A 16,845-nucleotide genomic window follows, 5' to 3' on the forward strand; every position below is an offset into this window, starting at 1 on the left:
AATTGGCATTATTTATGAATGATTGGTTTATTACTGGCTGGCTTGTTAATCGTTTGGTTTGTATTGTTTTTTTGTTCGAGAATCTAGATGCGTAGTTAAGGGCTTATTTGTATGAATTGCCATGGGAACATTAAGAAATCGATATGTCATTTAGGGGTTGGCATAGGGTTTGCTGAGGTTAATCAATGGCGTTAATTGAAAACCGGGGGATCTGGTTCTATGTCTATATATAAATCGTTTACTAAAGTGACTGTTTTATATTGGTTTGTGCTTATGTCTTGCTATAGCTCAGCCGCAGCGGCTGTGGGTGTAGAGCCTAAGGTGTTGACGTTTGGCGTTGTACCACAACAGGCTGCGAGTACTTTGGCTAAAGGCTGGGCTCCTGTATTAGCCGAGTTGTCGCAAAATGCGAAGCTTGATTTGCAATTTGCAACGGCGCCAGATATTCCAACCTTTGAAAGGCGTTTAGCTCAGGGCGAGTATGACATAGCTTATATGAACCCTTATCACTTCACCGTTTTCCATGACTCTCCAGGCTATGTTGCATTAGCCAAAGAGACGGATAAGCATATAAAAGGGCTTATAGTAGTACGTAAAGACTCTGCGATATCAGAGCTTGGTGATCTGAATGGTAAATCTCTCGCATTCCCGGCTCCTGCTGCGTTTGCCGCAAGTGTTATTCCTCGCGCGATTTTAAAACAACAACATATTGTGCATAACACTAAATATGTCGGCTCCCATGACTCTGTCTATCTTGCGGTTGCTCAAGGCTTGGTTGATGCTGGCGGCGGTGTAGGGCGTACGTTTAGCAATATGGATAGTGATGTCACACAGCAGCTAAAGGTGTTATGGAGGACCCCAGGTTACACGCCTCACGCTATCGCGACCCACCCGAGAGTGTCGCAAGCACAGCGAACTGCACTCTTAAATGAGTTATTAGCGCTATCAACAACGAGTGAGGGACGTACTTTGCTCAATGGATTAGGGTTTAAAGCGATGGAAGCTGCAGACAGTCGAGATTGGGATGATGTTCGCGCATTAACGCTAAATGAGCTCAATGACCCCTTAAAGGAGAGCCGCTAGTGTCATTTCGAGTAAAGACGATTCTAGGGATCGCAATAATCGAAGGCTTGTTATTAATGCTGCTGGTTTATACCAGTATTGATTACTTAAAAAGCTCAAATCAAGCCGAAATAGAAAAACGGGCTAGCTCTACCGCTTCGTTGTTTGCTGCAGCAGCAAAAGATGCCGTGATCAGCAGTGATCTGTCGACTCTTAATGTGCTTGCTAATGAGCTATTAACCACCTCTCAAGTGCTTTATGTCAATATTTACGATCAACGTCGTTTATTGGTTAGTGCCGGTAGCTTCAATACCGCTTCAGTTAAATCAGTAGACAGGGGGATCGTTAATGTTGATGACGGTATTCTAGATATTGAAAGCGCTATCGAAGAGTCAGGGTTCACTTATGGAAAAGTAGAATTAGGCTTTGAAACGGCGCAATTAGATAGCTTTATTTTGGATGCAAGAACACGTTTTTTAACTATTGCAGGCGTTGAAATGTTTTTGGTTGCACTCTTCTCCTGGTTATTAGGTCATTACTTGACGCGTAACTTAGCGCAGCTAAAAACAGCGTCAGAGCGCATCTTACAAGGTGAATCCAATGTGCAGATCCCTATTCGCAGTGATGATGAAATTGGCAAAACCATGCTTGCATTTAACCAAATGGTTGAGAAAGTGGCAGAAAAAAACCACGCCTTAGAGAGCAGTAATATCCGCTTGAGCGCAATTTTACAAACCGCTGTAGATGGCTTTTTTATTGTCAATCGTCACGGGATTATTGAGGAGGTCAATCCCGCTGTGAGTCGCCTGTTTGGCTATAGTTCGTTAGAGCTTATAGGAGAAAATGTATCATTGCTTATGCCGGCTAAAGATCGATTGATGCATGACGAATATATTCGACACTACTTAGACAGTGGTGAAGCCAAGATCATCGGCAAAGGTAGAGAATTAGTTGCACAAAAAAAATATGGCGGCCTTTTTTCAATAGAGTTATCCATCGAAAAAATGTGTATTGATGACGAAGTGCTATTTTTAGGCCTTGTAAAAGATGTGAGTGAGGTGAAACGGGCACAGGTCGCCGAGCAAAGAACTAAATCGATTCTATTGGCAACGTTAGAGGGCAGCAAAGATGCACTGATCACCTTTGATATTTCAGGTGAAATCCAAGAAGTGAACGATGCTGCATGCTTATTATTTAAATTACACGCTTGTCAGTTGATAGACCATTCAATAGAAGAAACCATTTTTCGTGGTGAAGAGCAACTGCGCTTTCATCAGATTCTTGAGGAATATATTACAACGGGGCAAGGCAAAGCCTTTAAGCATTCAACACAGATGAAAGCGATGCGAGCTGACGGTGAAATGGTGCCGATTGAGCTAACGCTAATTCCAGTGCAACTCGGACCAGAATTATTATTCACTGCCTTTATTCGAGATATTTCACGCCGAATTGAGTATGAGATGCAGCTTAAATTTGCTAAAGAGCAGGCGGAACAGGGCAGTGAAGCAAAGTCTCGATTTGTAGCCACTATGAGCCATGAGATCCGTAGCCCTCTCAATGCTGTATTAGGGAGCGTAGATTTAATATTGGACTCAAGCTTGAATAAAGAACAACGTATTTATGCCAATACCGCTAAAGAGGCGGGTAATGCACTATTAAGTACTATCGACGATATCTTGGATTTCTCTAAGATAGAAGCGGGGCAAATGGTACTGGAAGAGACCGTATTCTCTCCGTCAAAGCTGACGTCGCAAATACTACAAGTCTTATCTGCAAAAGCTCAAGATAAGGGGATCGCTTTAGCGAGTGTTATAAACAAAAATGTGCCTGACACCTTGCTTGGCGATGGGCAAAGGTTAAGGCAAGTGCTGCATAACTTGATAGATAATGCGATTAAGTTCTCTTTTGGTGGTTGTGTTGCGATTGAGATGTGGCTGTCTGAAATCAGTATTGATGAGGTACGCCTGTGTTGTAAAGTCGTGGATCAGGGAATTGGCATTGCCGAGAACCTGCAAACTTCGCTATTCGAAGAGTTTAGTCAGATACATGATTCGCACAACACCAACTATAGCGGTACTGGTCTAGGTTTAGCGATTTGTGCAAAGCTGATTACTCAGATGGGCGGACAAATTGATGTAACCAGTCAGCCAGGAAAAGGCAGCTGTTTTAGCTTTAATGTGTTGCTTCACCCCGATCAAAACGCTAAGCCTGAAGTCTATCGTGCTCCGCAGCACTCTCGGGTGCTTTTGATACACTCAAATAAGGTTTATTGTGATTTAGTACAACGGCAGTATAGCCAATATGGAGTGACGATCGTTTGTACCGACAGTATTGATAGCGTATTTAGCTCTTTACTGGTCCAGGGCCAATTTAATGTGATTATGATTGATGAACACTGTTTATTTGATTTGAGTGTTAAGCAGGTCAATCGTTTAAAAAATGATTATTTACGGGGGCAAGGTGTGATTGCGGCTTTAATGACAGTGGTTGTGCCTGCGGGAGCCAATGTACTGAAAGAGCTTGGATTAGAGCTGGTGGTTAATAAACCGCTGAGCCGCGATATTATGCTGGGGATGTTAAGTGGTGAACATGATTGTCAAGCTAAGGCAAGCTCAGATAAAGCTGCTATTTCAGCTAATGGCCTGCACTCTTTACCGATTTTACTTGCCGAAGATAGCCCCGCAAATCAAATTGTTGCCAGTGCATTATTACGTAAGGCTGGCTTTAGTGTTGAACTGGCAAATAATGGAATTGAAGCGGTAAAAATGGCGAGCAGTAAAGAGTATGGTCTTATCTTGATGGATATGAGAATGCCTGAGATGGACGGTATAGAGGCAACAGAAAAGATATTGCAGCAAGCTCCTCATCAAGTTGTGATAGCGATGACGGCAAACGTGCAAAAAGAAGATGTGGAACTCTGTATGAAGGCTGGCATGAAAGACTTCGTCCCTAAGCCTGTGAATCGAGATAATTTAGTTCGGACTGTTAATCAATGGATTGTTTCCGCAAGTCAGCAGGTTATAGTTAAATCTGCAGTCGGCGCGGAATGTACTCAAGTATTGCACAATGGTCCCAATAAACGTGAACCCGTATTATCCACGCAAGAGTTAACAGACGTAGAGGAAAATGCACAACAAGCTCAACATATGAGTAATAAGAATAATGAGGAACAGATTATCATCATTAATGAGGCAACACTTAACGAACTCAATAGCATGCTAGGTGAGGGGGCGATGCGAAGAATGTTTATGGTCTTTATCACCGAAGTGCAAGATAGGCTTAATATCCTCAAACGATTAGCTGCTGAACATGACAGGGGGGGCGCTTTAGAAATAGCTGAAATTGACATTCAAGCTCACACACTTAAAAGTTGTTCAGGGAGCTTTGGTGCATTAGCCTTATCGAAAGTGGCAGAGCAACTAGAGTTAAATGCTAAAGCAGGTGACGCGGACCACGTCGCGACCTTATTAGCTGAGGTTATCGAAGTTGGTGAACAAACACTCGATTTATTTAAGCATCGATTTGAATCAATATCTTAAAGAGTATTTGCTGCTAGACTTAACTTAATAATTAACCGAGATAGGTGTAGTGACGCTACACATTACAGAGTGATTTATCATCAAATACGATTGTAATCTCAATTAGGTAGGCTAACTTTATATGGATATAACGAGCTCATTTACCACATTGCTAGTTGAAGACAGTATGTCGCTAGGGGCGCTTTATACCGAATATCTGCGCACTGAAGGGGCAAGGGTTACTCATGTTAATCATGGGCAAGACGCTCTGAATGAATTAAAGCAATGGCAACCCGATTTATTGGTGCTGGATATTCAGTTACCTGATATGTCAGGGATGGATATTTTGGACACGGTTCAGCAAGAGTATCCAGATATCACGGTTATTATGATCACCGCCCACGGCACAATTGATATCGCTGTCGACGCGATGCGCTCGGGGGCATTTGATTTCCTCATTAAACCTTTCGACGCCAAGCGCTTATCTATCACGGTTCGAAATGCCTTGAAACAGCGTCAACTGGTTAACTTAGTGGCAAAATACGAAAGCAGCTTACCTAAACCACATTATATGGGGTTTATCGGTGAATCATTGGCTATGCAGACGGTTTATAAAACCATAGATTGCGTCGCAAATAGTAAAGCGTCAGCATTTATTATTGGTGAAAGCGGCACGGGTAAAGAAGTCTGCGCGCATGCTATACATAATGCGGGTAAGCGTCGAGAAGGGCCTTTTGTTGCATTAAATTGTGCCTCAATTCCTAAAGATTTGATTGAAAGTGAGATTTTTGGACACACCAAAGGTGCGTTTACTGGGGCCATTGCTAATAGAGATGGCGCCGCGACGCGTGCACATAATGGCACCTTGTTCCTCGATGAGATCTGCGAAATGGATCTTGAATTGCAAAGCAAGCTACTGCGCTTTATTCAAACGGGTGTATTTCAACGCGTAGGAGGAACGAAAGAGGAAAAAGTGGATGTGCGCTTTGTGAGTGCAACCAATCGAATCCCTTGGGATGAAGTTAAAGCGGGGCGTTTTAGAGAAGATCTGTTTTATCGTTTACATGTGATCCCAATCGAATTGCCACCACTTAGAATGCGCGGTAAAGACATCTTATTACTCGCTTCTAATTTGCTTAAAGAATATAACAAGGAGGAAGGTAAACGATTTAAAGGGATTAGCAGTGATGCTAAGCAATGTTTAACCTCGTACCTATGGCCGGGTAATGTTAGGCAACTACAAAATGTTATCAGGCAGATTGTGGTATTAAATGACAGTGAGATCGTTGAGCTTGATATGCTACCGATTCAAATGACGACAGCGGTAGAGGTTAAGCCAGCGGAAGCGTTAAAACCGAGCATACCATCTCAATACGCTTCGGAAACGATACCAAATTCTGCTAGCAATGCTTTTTTAGACGTGAGCGATTGCGCAGACTTCTCGGCCAAAGAACATGTTTCAACTGAGGCTGTAGAGGCTAAAAGTGACGATATCGTGCCACTATGGTTAACAGAGAAACAGACAATAGAAAATGCAATTGCCTTATGTAAGGGCAATGTTCCTAAGGCGGCTGCGTTATTAGATATCAGTGCCTCGACGATTTATCGTAAACGTCAAACTTGGGACGAACTGGAAAACAGCTTGAGCCATTAGCATAAAGATAGATTTCCTTAAAAGGTTAAGCTGAGCCTAAGCCTATTGATAGTTATTGATAGAGCTATTTTCTCGAAGAGAGTAGACTAACCGTCTACTCTTTTTTGTTTAAACACTTTGTTTTTAAAGAGACTCTCATGAAATACCTTGTTGATACTCATACCCACACAGTTGCATCAACCCATGCATACAGTACCTTGCAAGAATATATTGCGATGGCGAAACACAAGGGCATAAAACTATTTGCCACTACGGATCACGGGCCTGATATGGCCGATGCGCCGCATTTTTGGCATTTTGTGAATCTGCGGGTATTGCCAAGAATTGTCGATGGTGTTGGTATTTTGCGAGGTATCGAAGCCAATATTAAAAATGTAGTGGGTGAGATAGACTTTTTTGGTGATTATTTACAAGAGCTTGATATTGTTTTGGCCGGCTTTCATGAACCCGTTTTTGCCCCTTCAGATAAACAAACACATACCCTGACGCTTATTAATTGTATTCAAAGTGGGCATGTTGACATTATTACCCACCCTGGTAACCCAGCCTATCCGATAGACATTGAAGCGGTGGCAAAAGCCGCTGCTGAGAGTAACGTGGCGCTTGAAATCAATAACTCATCCTTTTTAACGTCGAGAAAAGGTAGCGAGCATAATTGTCTTGCAATCGCCAAGGCGGTTAAAGATGCGGGTGGATTGTTAGTGATGGGATCAGACTCTCATATTGCCTATAGCCTAGGTGATTTTTCTCAAGCTGAACAGATCATCGAACAAGCTGAGTTTCCGCTTGATAGACTATTAAACCGCAGCCCTGAGGCTTTATTGGCTTTTCTATCATCACGTGGTCATGGCTCGCTAGATGAATATTCAGTGTTACTCGAAAGCTCAAGCTAGAAGAGAGCTTCAAACACGATGCGAATTTTAATCACAGGTGCTGGTGGCCAATTGGCGCAGGCATTATTGTCGATAGCAGAGCTAACTCGAATCAATACTGCTAAGCGCACCGCAGCTCAGAAGATGTTGCTGGCCGCATTGCCTGAAGTTGTCGATTGCATCGACACTAAAGATCAACTGATTGGCCTTTCTCATCAACAGCTTGATATTTGTGACCCCTTGTCAATTTGCACCGCCTTTGATGCTTGCATGCCTGATGTGGTGATAAATTGTGCTGCCTATAATAGTGTTGATAGGGCTGAAATTGATCTCGATAAGGCGATGGCGATTAATGCCAATGGTCCTAAGTTTCTTGCTAGCGAGTGCCATCGTCGGAATATCAGGTTAGTACATATCTCAACAGACTTTGTCTTTAATGGTGAGTTAAAACGCCCGTACACTGAGCAAGACTCGACAGCGCCATTATCTGTTTATGGCAAGAGTAAACGTGAAGGTGAACGCTGGGTAAGTGAGATTCTAGGTTCTAAGGCAACAATTATTCGTACTTCTTGGCTTTATAGTGACTTTGGACAAAACTTTGTCCAAACCATGCAGGGGTTATTTAAGGTCAAAGAGATGCTGTCGGTCATAGACGATCAATTTGGCAGCCCAACCTGGTGTGAAGCCTTAGCGGTAATGATTTTCCTGTTGATTAAACAAAAACAAACGTCGAGCATGAAGCTTAAGCTGAATGAGTTGAACGCTCATGCAAAAACGCCAGTGTGTAATCTGTATCACTATGCGGGCTCAGCGAGTTGTTCTTGGTTTGAGTTTGCGACTGAGATCCAAAGACTGACAATATTAACGACAGAGCAAACGCTTAATAACGCTAAATGTCGAATTGAGCCTATTAGCACCTTATCTTGGCAAGCTTTACATCAAAAGCCTCTGGCAAACAGACCACGACAAAGCGTATTGAGCGCCGAGAAAGTCTGTTATCAATTAGGTATTAACCCCGGGAGTCTGCTTAGGGCTACATGGCAAGAGCAACTCAACGCCATGATTAAGTATCAAAAGGTTAAAAGCTAACAAGGTTCTAGGTCCTAGGAAAAGCAGGTTCTAGGTAAAGGCTAAGACTAAGACGGTACAAGCTAAGACGAGAAAGCAGAATGGCCTTACGGTAAACGGAACGTTCGCAAGCTCACTCATTGCAAAGCTAACAAGGTTCTAGGTCCTAGGAAAAGCAGGTTCTAGGTAAGAGCAAAGACGGTAACGGCTGAGACGGAAAAGCAACAGTATGAACGGGCTAGAAGGTTTAAGGGAGACTGTAACTAACTTTGTGTATCGCTTTTGATTTTCCTAGTAGGACGCAGTCCGTCCTCGGAGCGAAGCGTTCTAGAACCTAGGGCCTTGTTTTTATAGGCCAAAGGCCGTCCTAGCAGTGAGCTGACGAACGACCTAGAGCCTAGAATCTAGAATAGAACCTTTCTAAAAACTAAAAGTTTCTTTCCCAACCGGCGTAAATAGTGGTATCCCAGTCATCGCCACCGGATGTGACATATTTACTGTATCCCAGCGTGCCGCCAACCTTTAAGGTGCCTTGGTAGAACGGTCTATGGTAGCTGGTATCAAATTGATATACACGCTCGTACTCACCAGGTGATACCGGATTGCCGCCAATACCAGCATTGCCATCGGTTCCATCTGTGTTAAGTCTTAACCAACGGAACTTATTGCTGATGTTTTGTCCGCCGCCAAGCTGAGTAATGCCGCCAACCACTAAGGTTGTTGCGTCATTGTCATAAGTACTACCTAGGCTGCGGCCATAATAACGGTAGCCATTTTTATAAAATCCATGCTCATACAGGCAGTTGTATGCATCAGGGTCAATACCACAAGCGACTTGGGTGTCAGAGTACTCAACAAAGACTCGAGTATTAAGGTCTGCTAAAAAGAAGTCGACTCCGCCCATATTAGCCGAGTTGATTAGCTTGTTTTTGCCGTTATGGTAGTCTTCGTGTATACGCTCGTAGTAGATGCCATACGGGATACCAAACGCGGTATCAGACCAGCGGAAATCGTAGCCAGCCAACATGTTCTCTTGGCCGTTTTCAATCTCACCCTCAGTCATGCCGCCGTTAAATAGGCCGTCCCACCAATCGCCTAAGCTATTGCCATAACCTTCGCCGCCCCATTGCATAGTCCATGAGAAACCAACTTCTAACTTAGAGATTGGTCTTAACGTACCGCGTGCGCCCCAGTGCTTGGTATCTGGCACGTAGCGATCGCTTTCCATCTGGCTAAATGAGGTGGTAAAGGTCCATGGGCCTACCCAGTTAAGCCATGGTGTTTCGAAGGCTTGGCTATTATTACGGCTTAGTGTCATTCCTGGCATAGGTCTAGCGTTGGTGGTTTGAATTAGGCCACTATCCCAACCTGGACCCCAATATTTTTGCTGAGCGCCAGCGCTTACAATCCAGTTTCCTAACATTACTGCGGCAAAGCTATTATCTAAACGAGTGCTGTTACCATCAATAGGGTCTAGGTGGTAGCTGGCTTCTAGACGGCCACTAAACCAGTCTTTAGTCACTTCGGCGGAGACGGCTGCTTCGGCTTTATCGCGATAGTCTTGGCCAAAACCAATAAAGCGCGTGGTGTCCGAGCCGCCAGCAAGCTCTATCTTGCTGCTCATGCCGCGATGGTCATGCTGATAAGCGCGGTTCACTCTATCGAAAGCATCGCGTTGTAGATTAGATAGAGCATTTTGATCTGCCTTATCCATATCTTGCTTAATGCCATCCCACATTAGTGGGTAAGTGGTAATAGGCTGAACAATAACGCCTGTATCAGATAACAGCTGAATATCAGCTCTTAGTGGTAAATCAGTTGGTTCTACCCACCAGGCAGCTTGCGTTGAGCTACAAGCCAGCAGTAATAATCCAGATAATAATTTGAGTTTCATTGGGATCCCTTTTGTCAATGCCGCGCATTTTAGAGGAATTCACTGTAAGCAGAAAGCATAATGATAGATGAATCGATAATTCGACACAAAGTGTGACATATAAAGCAAAGAAGGGCGTTCGCAAGCTCGCTTCTAGGTTCTAGGAAAAGCAGACGCTAGGTAAGAACAAAGATAGTAAAAGCAAAGATGGTTAAAGCCGATTACTGTATACGGAGCATTCGCAGGCTCACTTACAGAACGCTTCGCTTACGGTTAAGAGTAAAGATTGTCGCTGCGCTTCTAAGGCGCTAGAGCGTCGCTTTGCTCCTGCTAGATCCTATACAAGCCAAAGCGACATTTATAGTGAAGTGGCATAGCCTCTACTCTTTTCGTTTTGTAGCTGTTAGTTTAAGTTTCCTAGCTCCTCAAACCTAGGACCTTGTTTTTATGTAGGTCGGCATTTATGCCGTCAGCTTTTTATTGGTGTTTTATATTTTGATTGACTAAAGCCCAACCTACGTAAAGCTAAGCGGTACAAGCCGAACGGCCTGTGGCTTTACAGTGTACGGAACGTCCTAGAACCTATTACCTTTCGCCTTAGTCTATTTTAGACATAGAATGATTTTTTGGTTATTAATTTCAATGGCATAATGCTGGCATAATTAACGCTCAATACTGATAATGCATTAATCCAATTATAGAGATAATAAACATTGAGCCAGACATTTAAACAGGAGTGGATGCAGTCACTCGTTGAGATAGCTATCGAAGCTGGCGATGCCATTATGGCTATTTATGGCGAAGATGATCTAGGTGTGGTGACTAAAGCTGATGACAGCCCGGTAACCGCTGCCGATCTGGTTAGTCATCAGGTGATTGTACAAAGATTAAAACAATTAACGCCCGATATTCCGATTCTGTCTGAAGAGTCCGTTGGGATCAGTTGGGATGAAAGACGTCATTGGCAGTCTTACTGGCTGATAGACCCACTTGATGGTACCAAAGAGTTTATCAAGCGTAACGGTGAGTTCACGGTTAATATTGCCTTTATCCAGAAAGATAGAGCCGTTGCTGGAGTGGTATATGCCCCAGTGCTGGATAAATGTTTTTATGGCGCGTTAGACACTGGAGCTTGGCTACAGCATGCACAGAACATTGCGCCGTTAACTGATATTAGCAAGCCTGCATCATCCATACCTAGAATTGTTGGCAGTCGCTCACATGTCAGTCCCGGATTACAAGTTTACTTGCAAGAAATTGGTGAGCACGAAATGAAAAGCGTGGGCAGCTCACTTAAATTTTGCTTACTGGCAGAAGGTGAGGCTGATATTTACCCTCGTTTAGGCTTAACCAGTGAGTGGGACACGGCTGCGGCACAAGCTGTGCTAGAAAGTGCGGGTGGTAAAGTGCTTAGGTATGACACCAATACACGTCTAGATTACAATCAAAAAGAGGACATATTAAATCCATACTTCATCGCTTATGCTCCGCATTGGGATGACCAACTATCAGCTCGATAACGATTTTGATGAGTGACAAACATTTTTAAAGGGGAAAGCATGTTGCGGATCGGCGTAGATCTTGGTGGCACAAAAATAGAAGTGGTCGCGCTTAGCGAACAGGGCGAGGAGCTTTTTCGTAAACGCATAGCAACACCTAGAGAATATAACGCAACGCTAGATGCTATCGAGACGCTAGTGTTTGAGGCTGAAGAGCTGTTGGGTGAAAAAGGCAGCGTTGGTGTTGGGATCCCCGGTGTAGTGTCACCATTTTCAGGGTTAGTCAAAAATGCGAATTCAACTTGGATTAACGGCCACCCGCTAGATGTTGATTTAGGTAAGCGTTTGGGCAGAGAGGTTCGAGTTGCAAATGATGCCAATTGTTTTGCCGTCTCTGAAGCCATCGATGGCGCCGCTGCTGGAAAAGGCGTGGTGTTTGGAGTCATTATCGGTACGGGGTGCGGTGCAGGAGTTGCCATTAACGGAAACGTTCATAGTGGTGGCAATGGTATTGGTGGTGAGTGGGGGCATAACCCGTTACCGTGGATGAGCGTCGAAGAGTTTCATTCCACTAATTGTTTTTGCGGTAATAAAGACTGTATCGAGACGTTTATTTCAGGTACCGGCTTTGTGCGTGATTATCAGCTATTCGGTGGCAGCGCCACTACTGGTATTGAAATTGTTGCACGTATGGAAGAGGGCGATGCGATTGCAGCAGCTGCATTTGCACGTTATATCGATAGACTCGCCCGCTCTTTAGCTCATGTTATCAACTTGCTAGATCCGGATATTATAGTGCTTGGTGGTGGGGTATCAAACATTGATGCTATCTACCCATTGCTGCCAGACTTACTGTCAAAATATGTACTCGGTGGTGAGTGTCGCACCCCCGTTGTGCAAAATATGTATGGCAGCTCATCGGGTGTGCGCGGCGCCGCTTGGCTATGGAGTAAGTCGTGCTAACAAGCGCGATTAGTGCAGAGGTTTAGCAATAAGCTAGCCCTATGTACGGTTTGATATGTGGACTCTAGAGGCTCTACATTTCGGCTTAATTAAATAGTAACTTTAGTCGCAGATTAATTTTAAAAGGTAATAGACTGAATGTCTGTTACCTTTTTTATTGGGTTGAATATAAAAAATACCTACTGAATGGTCTCTGATAGTCAATGAAACTGCAGTGAATGCTTAAACATGAATTGCTGCTGAATAAAATTAATGAATAGAATAGCATGCTACACTTCTTAGACATTCCCCCTCACTAGGCAATCGTTTCTATGTTTTGGTTTAAAAAGATAATCTCTCAACTGTTTATGCCAATTCCTATGGTGTTGTTGCTAATCGCACTTGCTTATTTAGTGATGCGTAATCGTCAGTCTTCAAAAGCCTTGCTGATGATCGCGGCTGGCTTGCTCATTGTTTTGAGTAGTAGTTGGGGGAGTAATTGGTTATTAGCACCATTGGAAGAGCAATACCAAGTCAATAATCAAACTAATGATAGTGGTTGCTTAGTGATGGTATTGGGCAGTGGGCATGATGAGAATCCAAATTTGACTGCGGTTCAACAGCTCTCAAATACAGCGTTAGCAAGATTGACTGAGGGGGTGCGTCAGTTGTCTTTAGGGCGAGAATGTAAGTTGGTGGTTAGTGGCTGGAGTGGAGGGCTATCAACACGCCCTCATGCCGATATAATGTTTGATGCCGCAGTGGAGCTCGGCGTATCACCTAAATCAATTATTAAATTTCCGTTAGCGCAAGATACGATTGAAGAAGCGCAGTTCATGGTATGGGAAGTCGGTGAGGCACCATTTCGTTTGGTTACGTCGGCAAGCCATATGCCCAGAGCTATGGCCATTTTTACTAATGCAAAGCTTAATGTTACCGCTGCACCAACCGATTTTGCTCAAAGAAAGACTTACTGGTGGCGTTTTGATGCACAGAACTTGCTAAATTCCCAGCGAGCAATCCATGAATATATGGGATTGATCTGGTTCAAGCTTAAACATGAGCAAGAGGGGACTAGGACCGAGGAAAAGCAGGTGCTAGGTACAAGCTGAGACGGATAAAGCAAAGGCGAAATGGCCTGCGGCCTTACGATTTACGGAACGTTCCGTTCGCTGGCTCATTTATGGAAATGCACCTTTAACCATTGTAGGTCGGCATTTATGCCGTCAAGTCTTTGAGAAGGCCCTAGGTGCTTGGAAAAGCAGGTCCTAGGGAAAGCAAAGACGGAAAAGCAGAATGGCCTGCGGCCTTACGATTTACGGAACGTTCGCTGGCTCATTTACGGAAAAGCACCTTAACCATAGTAGGTCGGCATTTATGCCGTCAAGTCTTTGTGAAGGTTCTAGGTGCTTGGAAAAGCAGGTCCTAGGGAAAGCAAAGACAGAAAAGCAGAATGGCCTGCGGCCTTACGATTTACGGAACGTTCGCGGGCTCATTTATGGAAAAGCACCTTAACCATAGTAGGTCGGCATTTATGCCGTCAAGTCTTTGAGAAGGTCCTAGGTGCTTGGAAAAGCAGGTCCTAGGGAAAGCAAAGACGGAAAAGCAGAATGGCCTGCGGCCTTACGATATACGGAACGTTCGCTGGCTCATTTATGGAAAAGCACCTTAACCATTGTAGGTCGGCATTTATGCCGTCAAGTCTTTGAGAAGGTCCTAGAACTTAGAACTTAGAACCTAGAACTTAGAACTTAGAACTTAGAACTTAGAACCTAGAACTTAGAACTTAGAACTTAGAACTTAGAACTTAGAACTTAGAACTTAGAACCTAGAACTCAGAACTTAGAACTTAGAACCTAGAACCTAGAACCTAGAACCTAGAACTTAGAACTTAGAACTTAGAACCTAGAACCTAGAACCTAGAACCTAGAACCTAGAACTTAGGACTTAGGACCTAGAACTTAGACCCTAGAACCTAGAACCTAGACCCTAGAACCTAGAACCTAGAACCTAGAACCTAGACCCTAGAACCTAGAACCTAGAACCTTGTTTATAAACGGCCTCGCGCCTTATTTTGTAACCTGCTAAAATCCGAGATTAACACCCTAATTATAAGAGTATGTAGAAGTTGATAAATGAAGCTGTACTGATTAGGCCCGTCAATAAGCGTAATGGAATAACCCTAACCGTTTTTGGTTTATTAGGCATTGTGGCAGGTTTATCGCTATTTTTATCAGGTAGCCACCTATTTGCACCTGGTATTGTGTGTTTTGCGTTTGGTGCTATTACTGCAGTGTTGGGATGCTCTAAACTGGTTGAACCTGAGGTGACAGTCAAGTTAACGTCTGAAGGGGTAAGCTATTTTCATCGGCGCGGCCAGTTTGATATTACTTGGGATAATATTCAGCGCTTAGACCAGCCCCGTGTATCACAAGGGCTTGAAATATTGACTCTTCCCTATATTGGGATCAAATTAAAGAAGGTTAGTCCTGTTTTAGAGTGTATTTCATTGCGTTTAGCGGCGGGATTGTTAACGGAGCAACGTCCTTTACTGATGACTGCTTCTGCTCAAGATGAAGATTTATCGACATTAGAAAACCAAATGGTTGAAGAGTTCAGCCCTTTTATTGAGGACAATGATCGATATAAGGGTGTGCTGGCAATGTTTGGCCATCGTTGTCGGATTTTAGATACGCACCTTGGTTATCACCTATTTATCTCTACTGATACGATAGATAGGCCCGCTAATGAATTTCTAGTCTTATTGCGGGAGTATAAACAGAAAAGTGTAGAGCCATTCTAATTGTTAGCATGGCTCTATTTAACGTTAAACTTTCACCAACACCTTACTCGTATAACCATTTTTCTCATATATCAATAATTAGGCGTTGACGTGCAAATTAGCGTTAACTAATGCTGAGTTCAGCGTCTTCAATTTGTTGCTCTTTTGAAGGGGTATTAATACTTTTTTTCGCTTCAGTGTTTGATGGCAAAAAAGCGATATCGTCTCGTACACGCATACCGATAAACTGACCACCTTCAAAGATCTCCATTGATTGGCAGTTCACTTCACCATCAACCACTCCGGTGCTAGTGATGTTTAGTTTTTCGCATGTCAATTTACCACGGAAAGTACCCGATACACGAAGTTCGGCACAATGAAGCTTGCCGTCGATGACTCCGCCTTGCTCGATAGTGATGCTGCCACTGGAATTCACTTTACCAAAGAGTTCACCAGCGATAAGTGCCTCTGCTGCAAATTCTGTTTCACCCGTGAACCTTGTTCCTTGAGCAATAAATGTTAACCCACCGCTTCTTTTTTTTCTAAACATAATGACGTCGCTGTCAGTTTCAATTACATAGATGTTACCTTGAAATTTAAGTGAAAAAAACCACTTAAATTTGGCGCTAATATGTCATATTTTTGGCTATGATCATTGGGTGTGTTTTTGTGGAAGTATTTCTTATGGCGGAACTTAGGGATGGATATAAAATTATGAGGAGGTGAAAAATACAAGAGATTAGTGAGGGGAAATTAGAATTACAGCCGTTAAGTGAATGAGTTATTAGCTCATGCACTCTCAAAGCTCGTTTATGGGATAATTATCTTAATCGCTTCACAAGTTATTTTTGACTTCATTACGTTTTGTGAGTTCTCTATGTCTTCTCTGTGAGTTAGTCAGTTGTCTTAGCTTTGACTATGATCGCGGCTGATGGGCATGGAGCCACACAAGCACCACAGCCCGTGCAGGCTTCTAAATCTATCTTGGGTGAAGGTGCTTTACCTATCGCTAAGATAAAACTGATGGCACTAGCATCGCAGGCATCTTTACAGCTTTGGCACCAGATCCCCTGATAAGCCATACAGGTATCTTGAATCGCAGCGGCTATGTTCCAAGGTGCTGTGTCTGTATCTTCAAAAATAGGCTCTAAGCAAGCATCAGCACATTTTTTACAAAACGTACACTCATCGATTTTAAAGTTGATTTCAGGAAAGCCGCCATCACCCTTGATAATAATTTGAGTTTCACACGCAGAAATACACTTATCACAGCGGGTGCATTCATCGGTAAATTCGATTGATTGTTTCACCCATGGAGGACGAATAGCATTGCTTTTTTTACGACTAAAAAGTCTTCTTCTGCTTTGGTTAATCGTGCTCATCTTATTACTCATGTTTAGAAGGTACTAGGACGTTCGCAGGCTTACAGATCTGTTAGGTACTAAGGCGTTCGCAAAAGCAAAACCTAGTATTTGTTTCGCTTTCGCTCTATTTTGCCGAACCTAGAACCTAGAACCTAGAACCTAGAACCTAGAACCTAGAACCTAGAACCTAGAACCTAGAACCTAGAACCTA

12 protein-coding genes are annotated in these 16,845 nt (G+C 43.4%); 9 read left to right on the forward strand and 3 right to left on the reverse strand.

The window, feature by feature from the left end:
* Positions 1–219: 219 nt before the first annotated feature.
* From ACVBIL_RS17535 to rfbD, 5 genes are all read left to right on the forward strand, one after another.
* Complete coding sequence (locus ACVBIL_RS17535) at positions 220–1,083, forward strand: phosphate/phosphite/phosphonate ABC transporter substrate-binding protein (protein ID WP_447168245.1); 864 nt, start codon at positions 220–222, stop codon at positions 1,081–1,083.
* On the forward strand, positions 1,083–4,601 hold the full coding sequence (locus ACVBIL_RS17540; RefSeq protein WP_447168246.1) for a PAS domain S-box protein: 3,519 nt from the start codon (positions 1,083–1,085) through the stop codon (positions 4,599–4,601). Before ACVBIL_RS17535 ends, ACVBIL_RS17540 begins: the two co-directional genes overlap by 1 nt.
* A 121-nt stretch (positions 4,602–4,722) precedes the next feature.
* Positions 4,723–6,234: a sigma-54-dependent transcriptional regulator gene (locus tag ACVBIL_RS17545; RefSeq protein WP_447168247.1), complete on the forward strand. Its 1,512-nt coding sequence runs from the start codon at positions 4,723–4,725 to the stop codon at positions 6,232–6,234.
* Between the two features lie 137 nt (positions 6,235–6,371).
* Positions 6,372–7,127, forward strand: coding sequence for a PHP domain-containing protein (locus tag ACVBIL_RS17550; protein WP_447168248.1), 756 nt, complete (start codon positions 6,372–6,374; stop codon positions 7,125–7,127).
* 18 nt (positions 7,128–7,145) lie between these two features.
* On the forward strand, positions 7,146–8,195 hold the full coding sequence (gene rfbD, locus ACVBIL_RS17555; RefSeq protein WP_447168249.1) for a dTDP-4-dehydrorhamnose reductase: 1,050 nt from the start codon (positions 7,146–7,148) through the stop codon (positions 8,193–8,195).
* A 406-nt stretch (positions 8,196–8,601) separates the two neighbouring features.
* Here the strand turns inward: rfbD and ACVBIL_RS17560 are convergent, their stop codons facing one another.
* On the reverse strand, positions 8,602–10,068 hold the full coding sequence (locus ACVBIL_RS17560; protein WP_447168250.1) for a capsule assembly Wzi family protein: 1,467 nt from the start codon (positions 10,066–10,068) through the stop codon (positions 8,602–8,604).
* A gap of 719 nt (positions 10,069–10,787) precedes the next feature.
* Between ACVBIL_RS17560 and cysQ the strand changes: the two genes are divergently transcribed.
* The 4 genes from cysQ to ACVBIL_RS17580 all read left to right on the forward strand — a co-directional run bounded on the left by cysQ (position 10,788) and on the right by ACVBIL_RS17580 (position 15,291).
* Positions 10,788–11,567: a 3'(2'),5'-bisphosphate nucleotidase CysQ gene (gene cysQ, locus ACVBIL_RS17565; RefSeq protein ID WP_447168256.1), complete on the forward strand. Its 780-nt coding sequence runs from the start codon at positions 10,788–10,790 to the stop codon at positions 11,565–11,567.
* Positions 11,568–11,606: 39 nt separating this feature from the next.
* Positions 11,607–12,509, forward strand: coding sequence for a fructokinase (gene mak, locus ACVBIL_RS17570; RefSeq protein ID WP_447168251.1), 903 nt, complete (start codon positions 11,607–11,609; stop codon positions 12,507–12,509).
* Between the two features lie 311 nt (positions 12,510–12,820).
* Entirely contained in the window at positions 12,821–13,600 is a 780-nt protein-coding gene (locus ACVBIL_RS17575; RefSeq protein ID WP_447168252.1) for a YdcF family protein, read from the forward strand.
* Between the two features lie 1,016 nt (positions 13,601–14,616).
* On the forward strand, positions 14,617–15,291 hold the full coding sequence (locus tag ACVBIL_RS17580; RefSeq protein ID WP_447168253.1) for a DUF2982 domain-containing protein: 675 nt from the start codon (positions 14,617–14,619) through the stop codon (positions 15,289–15,291).
* A 103-nt stretch (positions 15,292–15,394) separates the two neighbouring features.
* Here the strand turns inward: ACVBIL_RS17580 and ACVBIL_RS17585 are convergent, their stop codons facing one another.
* A complete protein-coding gene (locus ACVBIL_RS17585; RefSeq protein WP_447168254.1) occupies positions 15,395–15,820 on the reverse strand; it encodes a bactofilin family protein in 426 nt (141 codons plus the stop codon).
* Between the two features lie 343 nt (positions 15,821–16,163).
* Positions 16,164–16,652: a ferredoxin-type protein NapF gene (napF, locus tag ACVBIL_RS17590; RefSeq protein ID WP_447168255.1), complete on the reverse strand. Its 489-nt coding sequence runs from the start codon at positions 16,650–16,652 to the stop codon at positions 16,164–16,166.
* Between the last annotated feature and the right edge of the window lie 193 nt (positions 16,653–16,845).

It is taken from the genome of Shewanella sp. 125m-7, assembly GCF_052977045.1.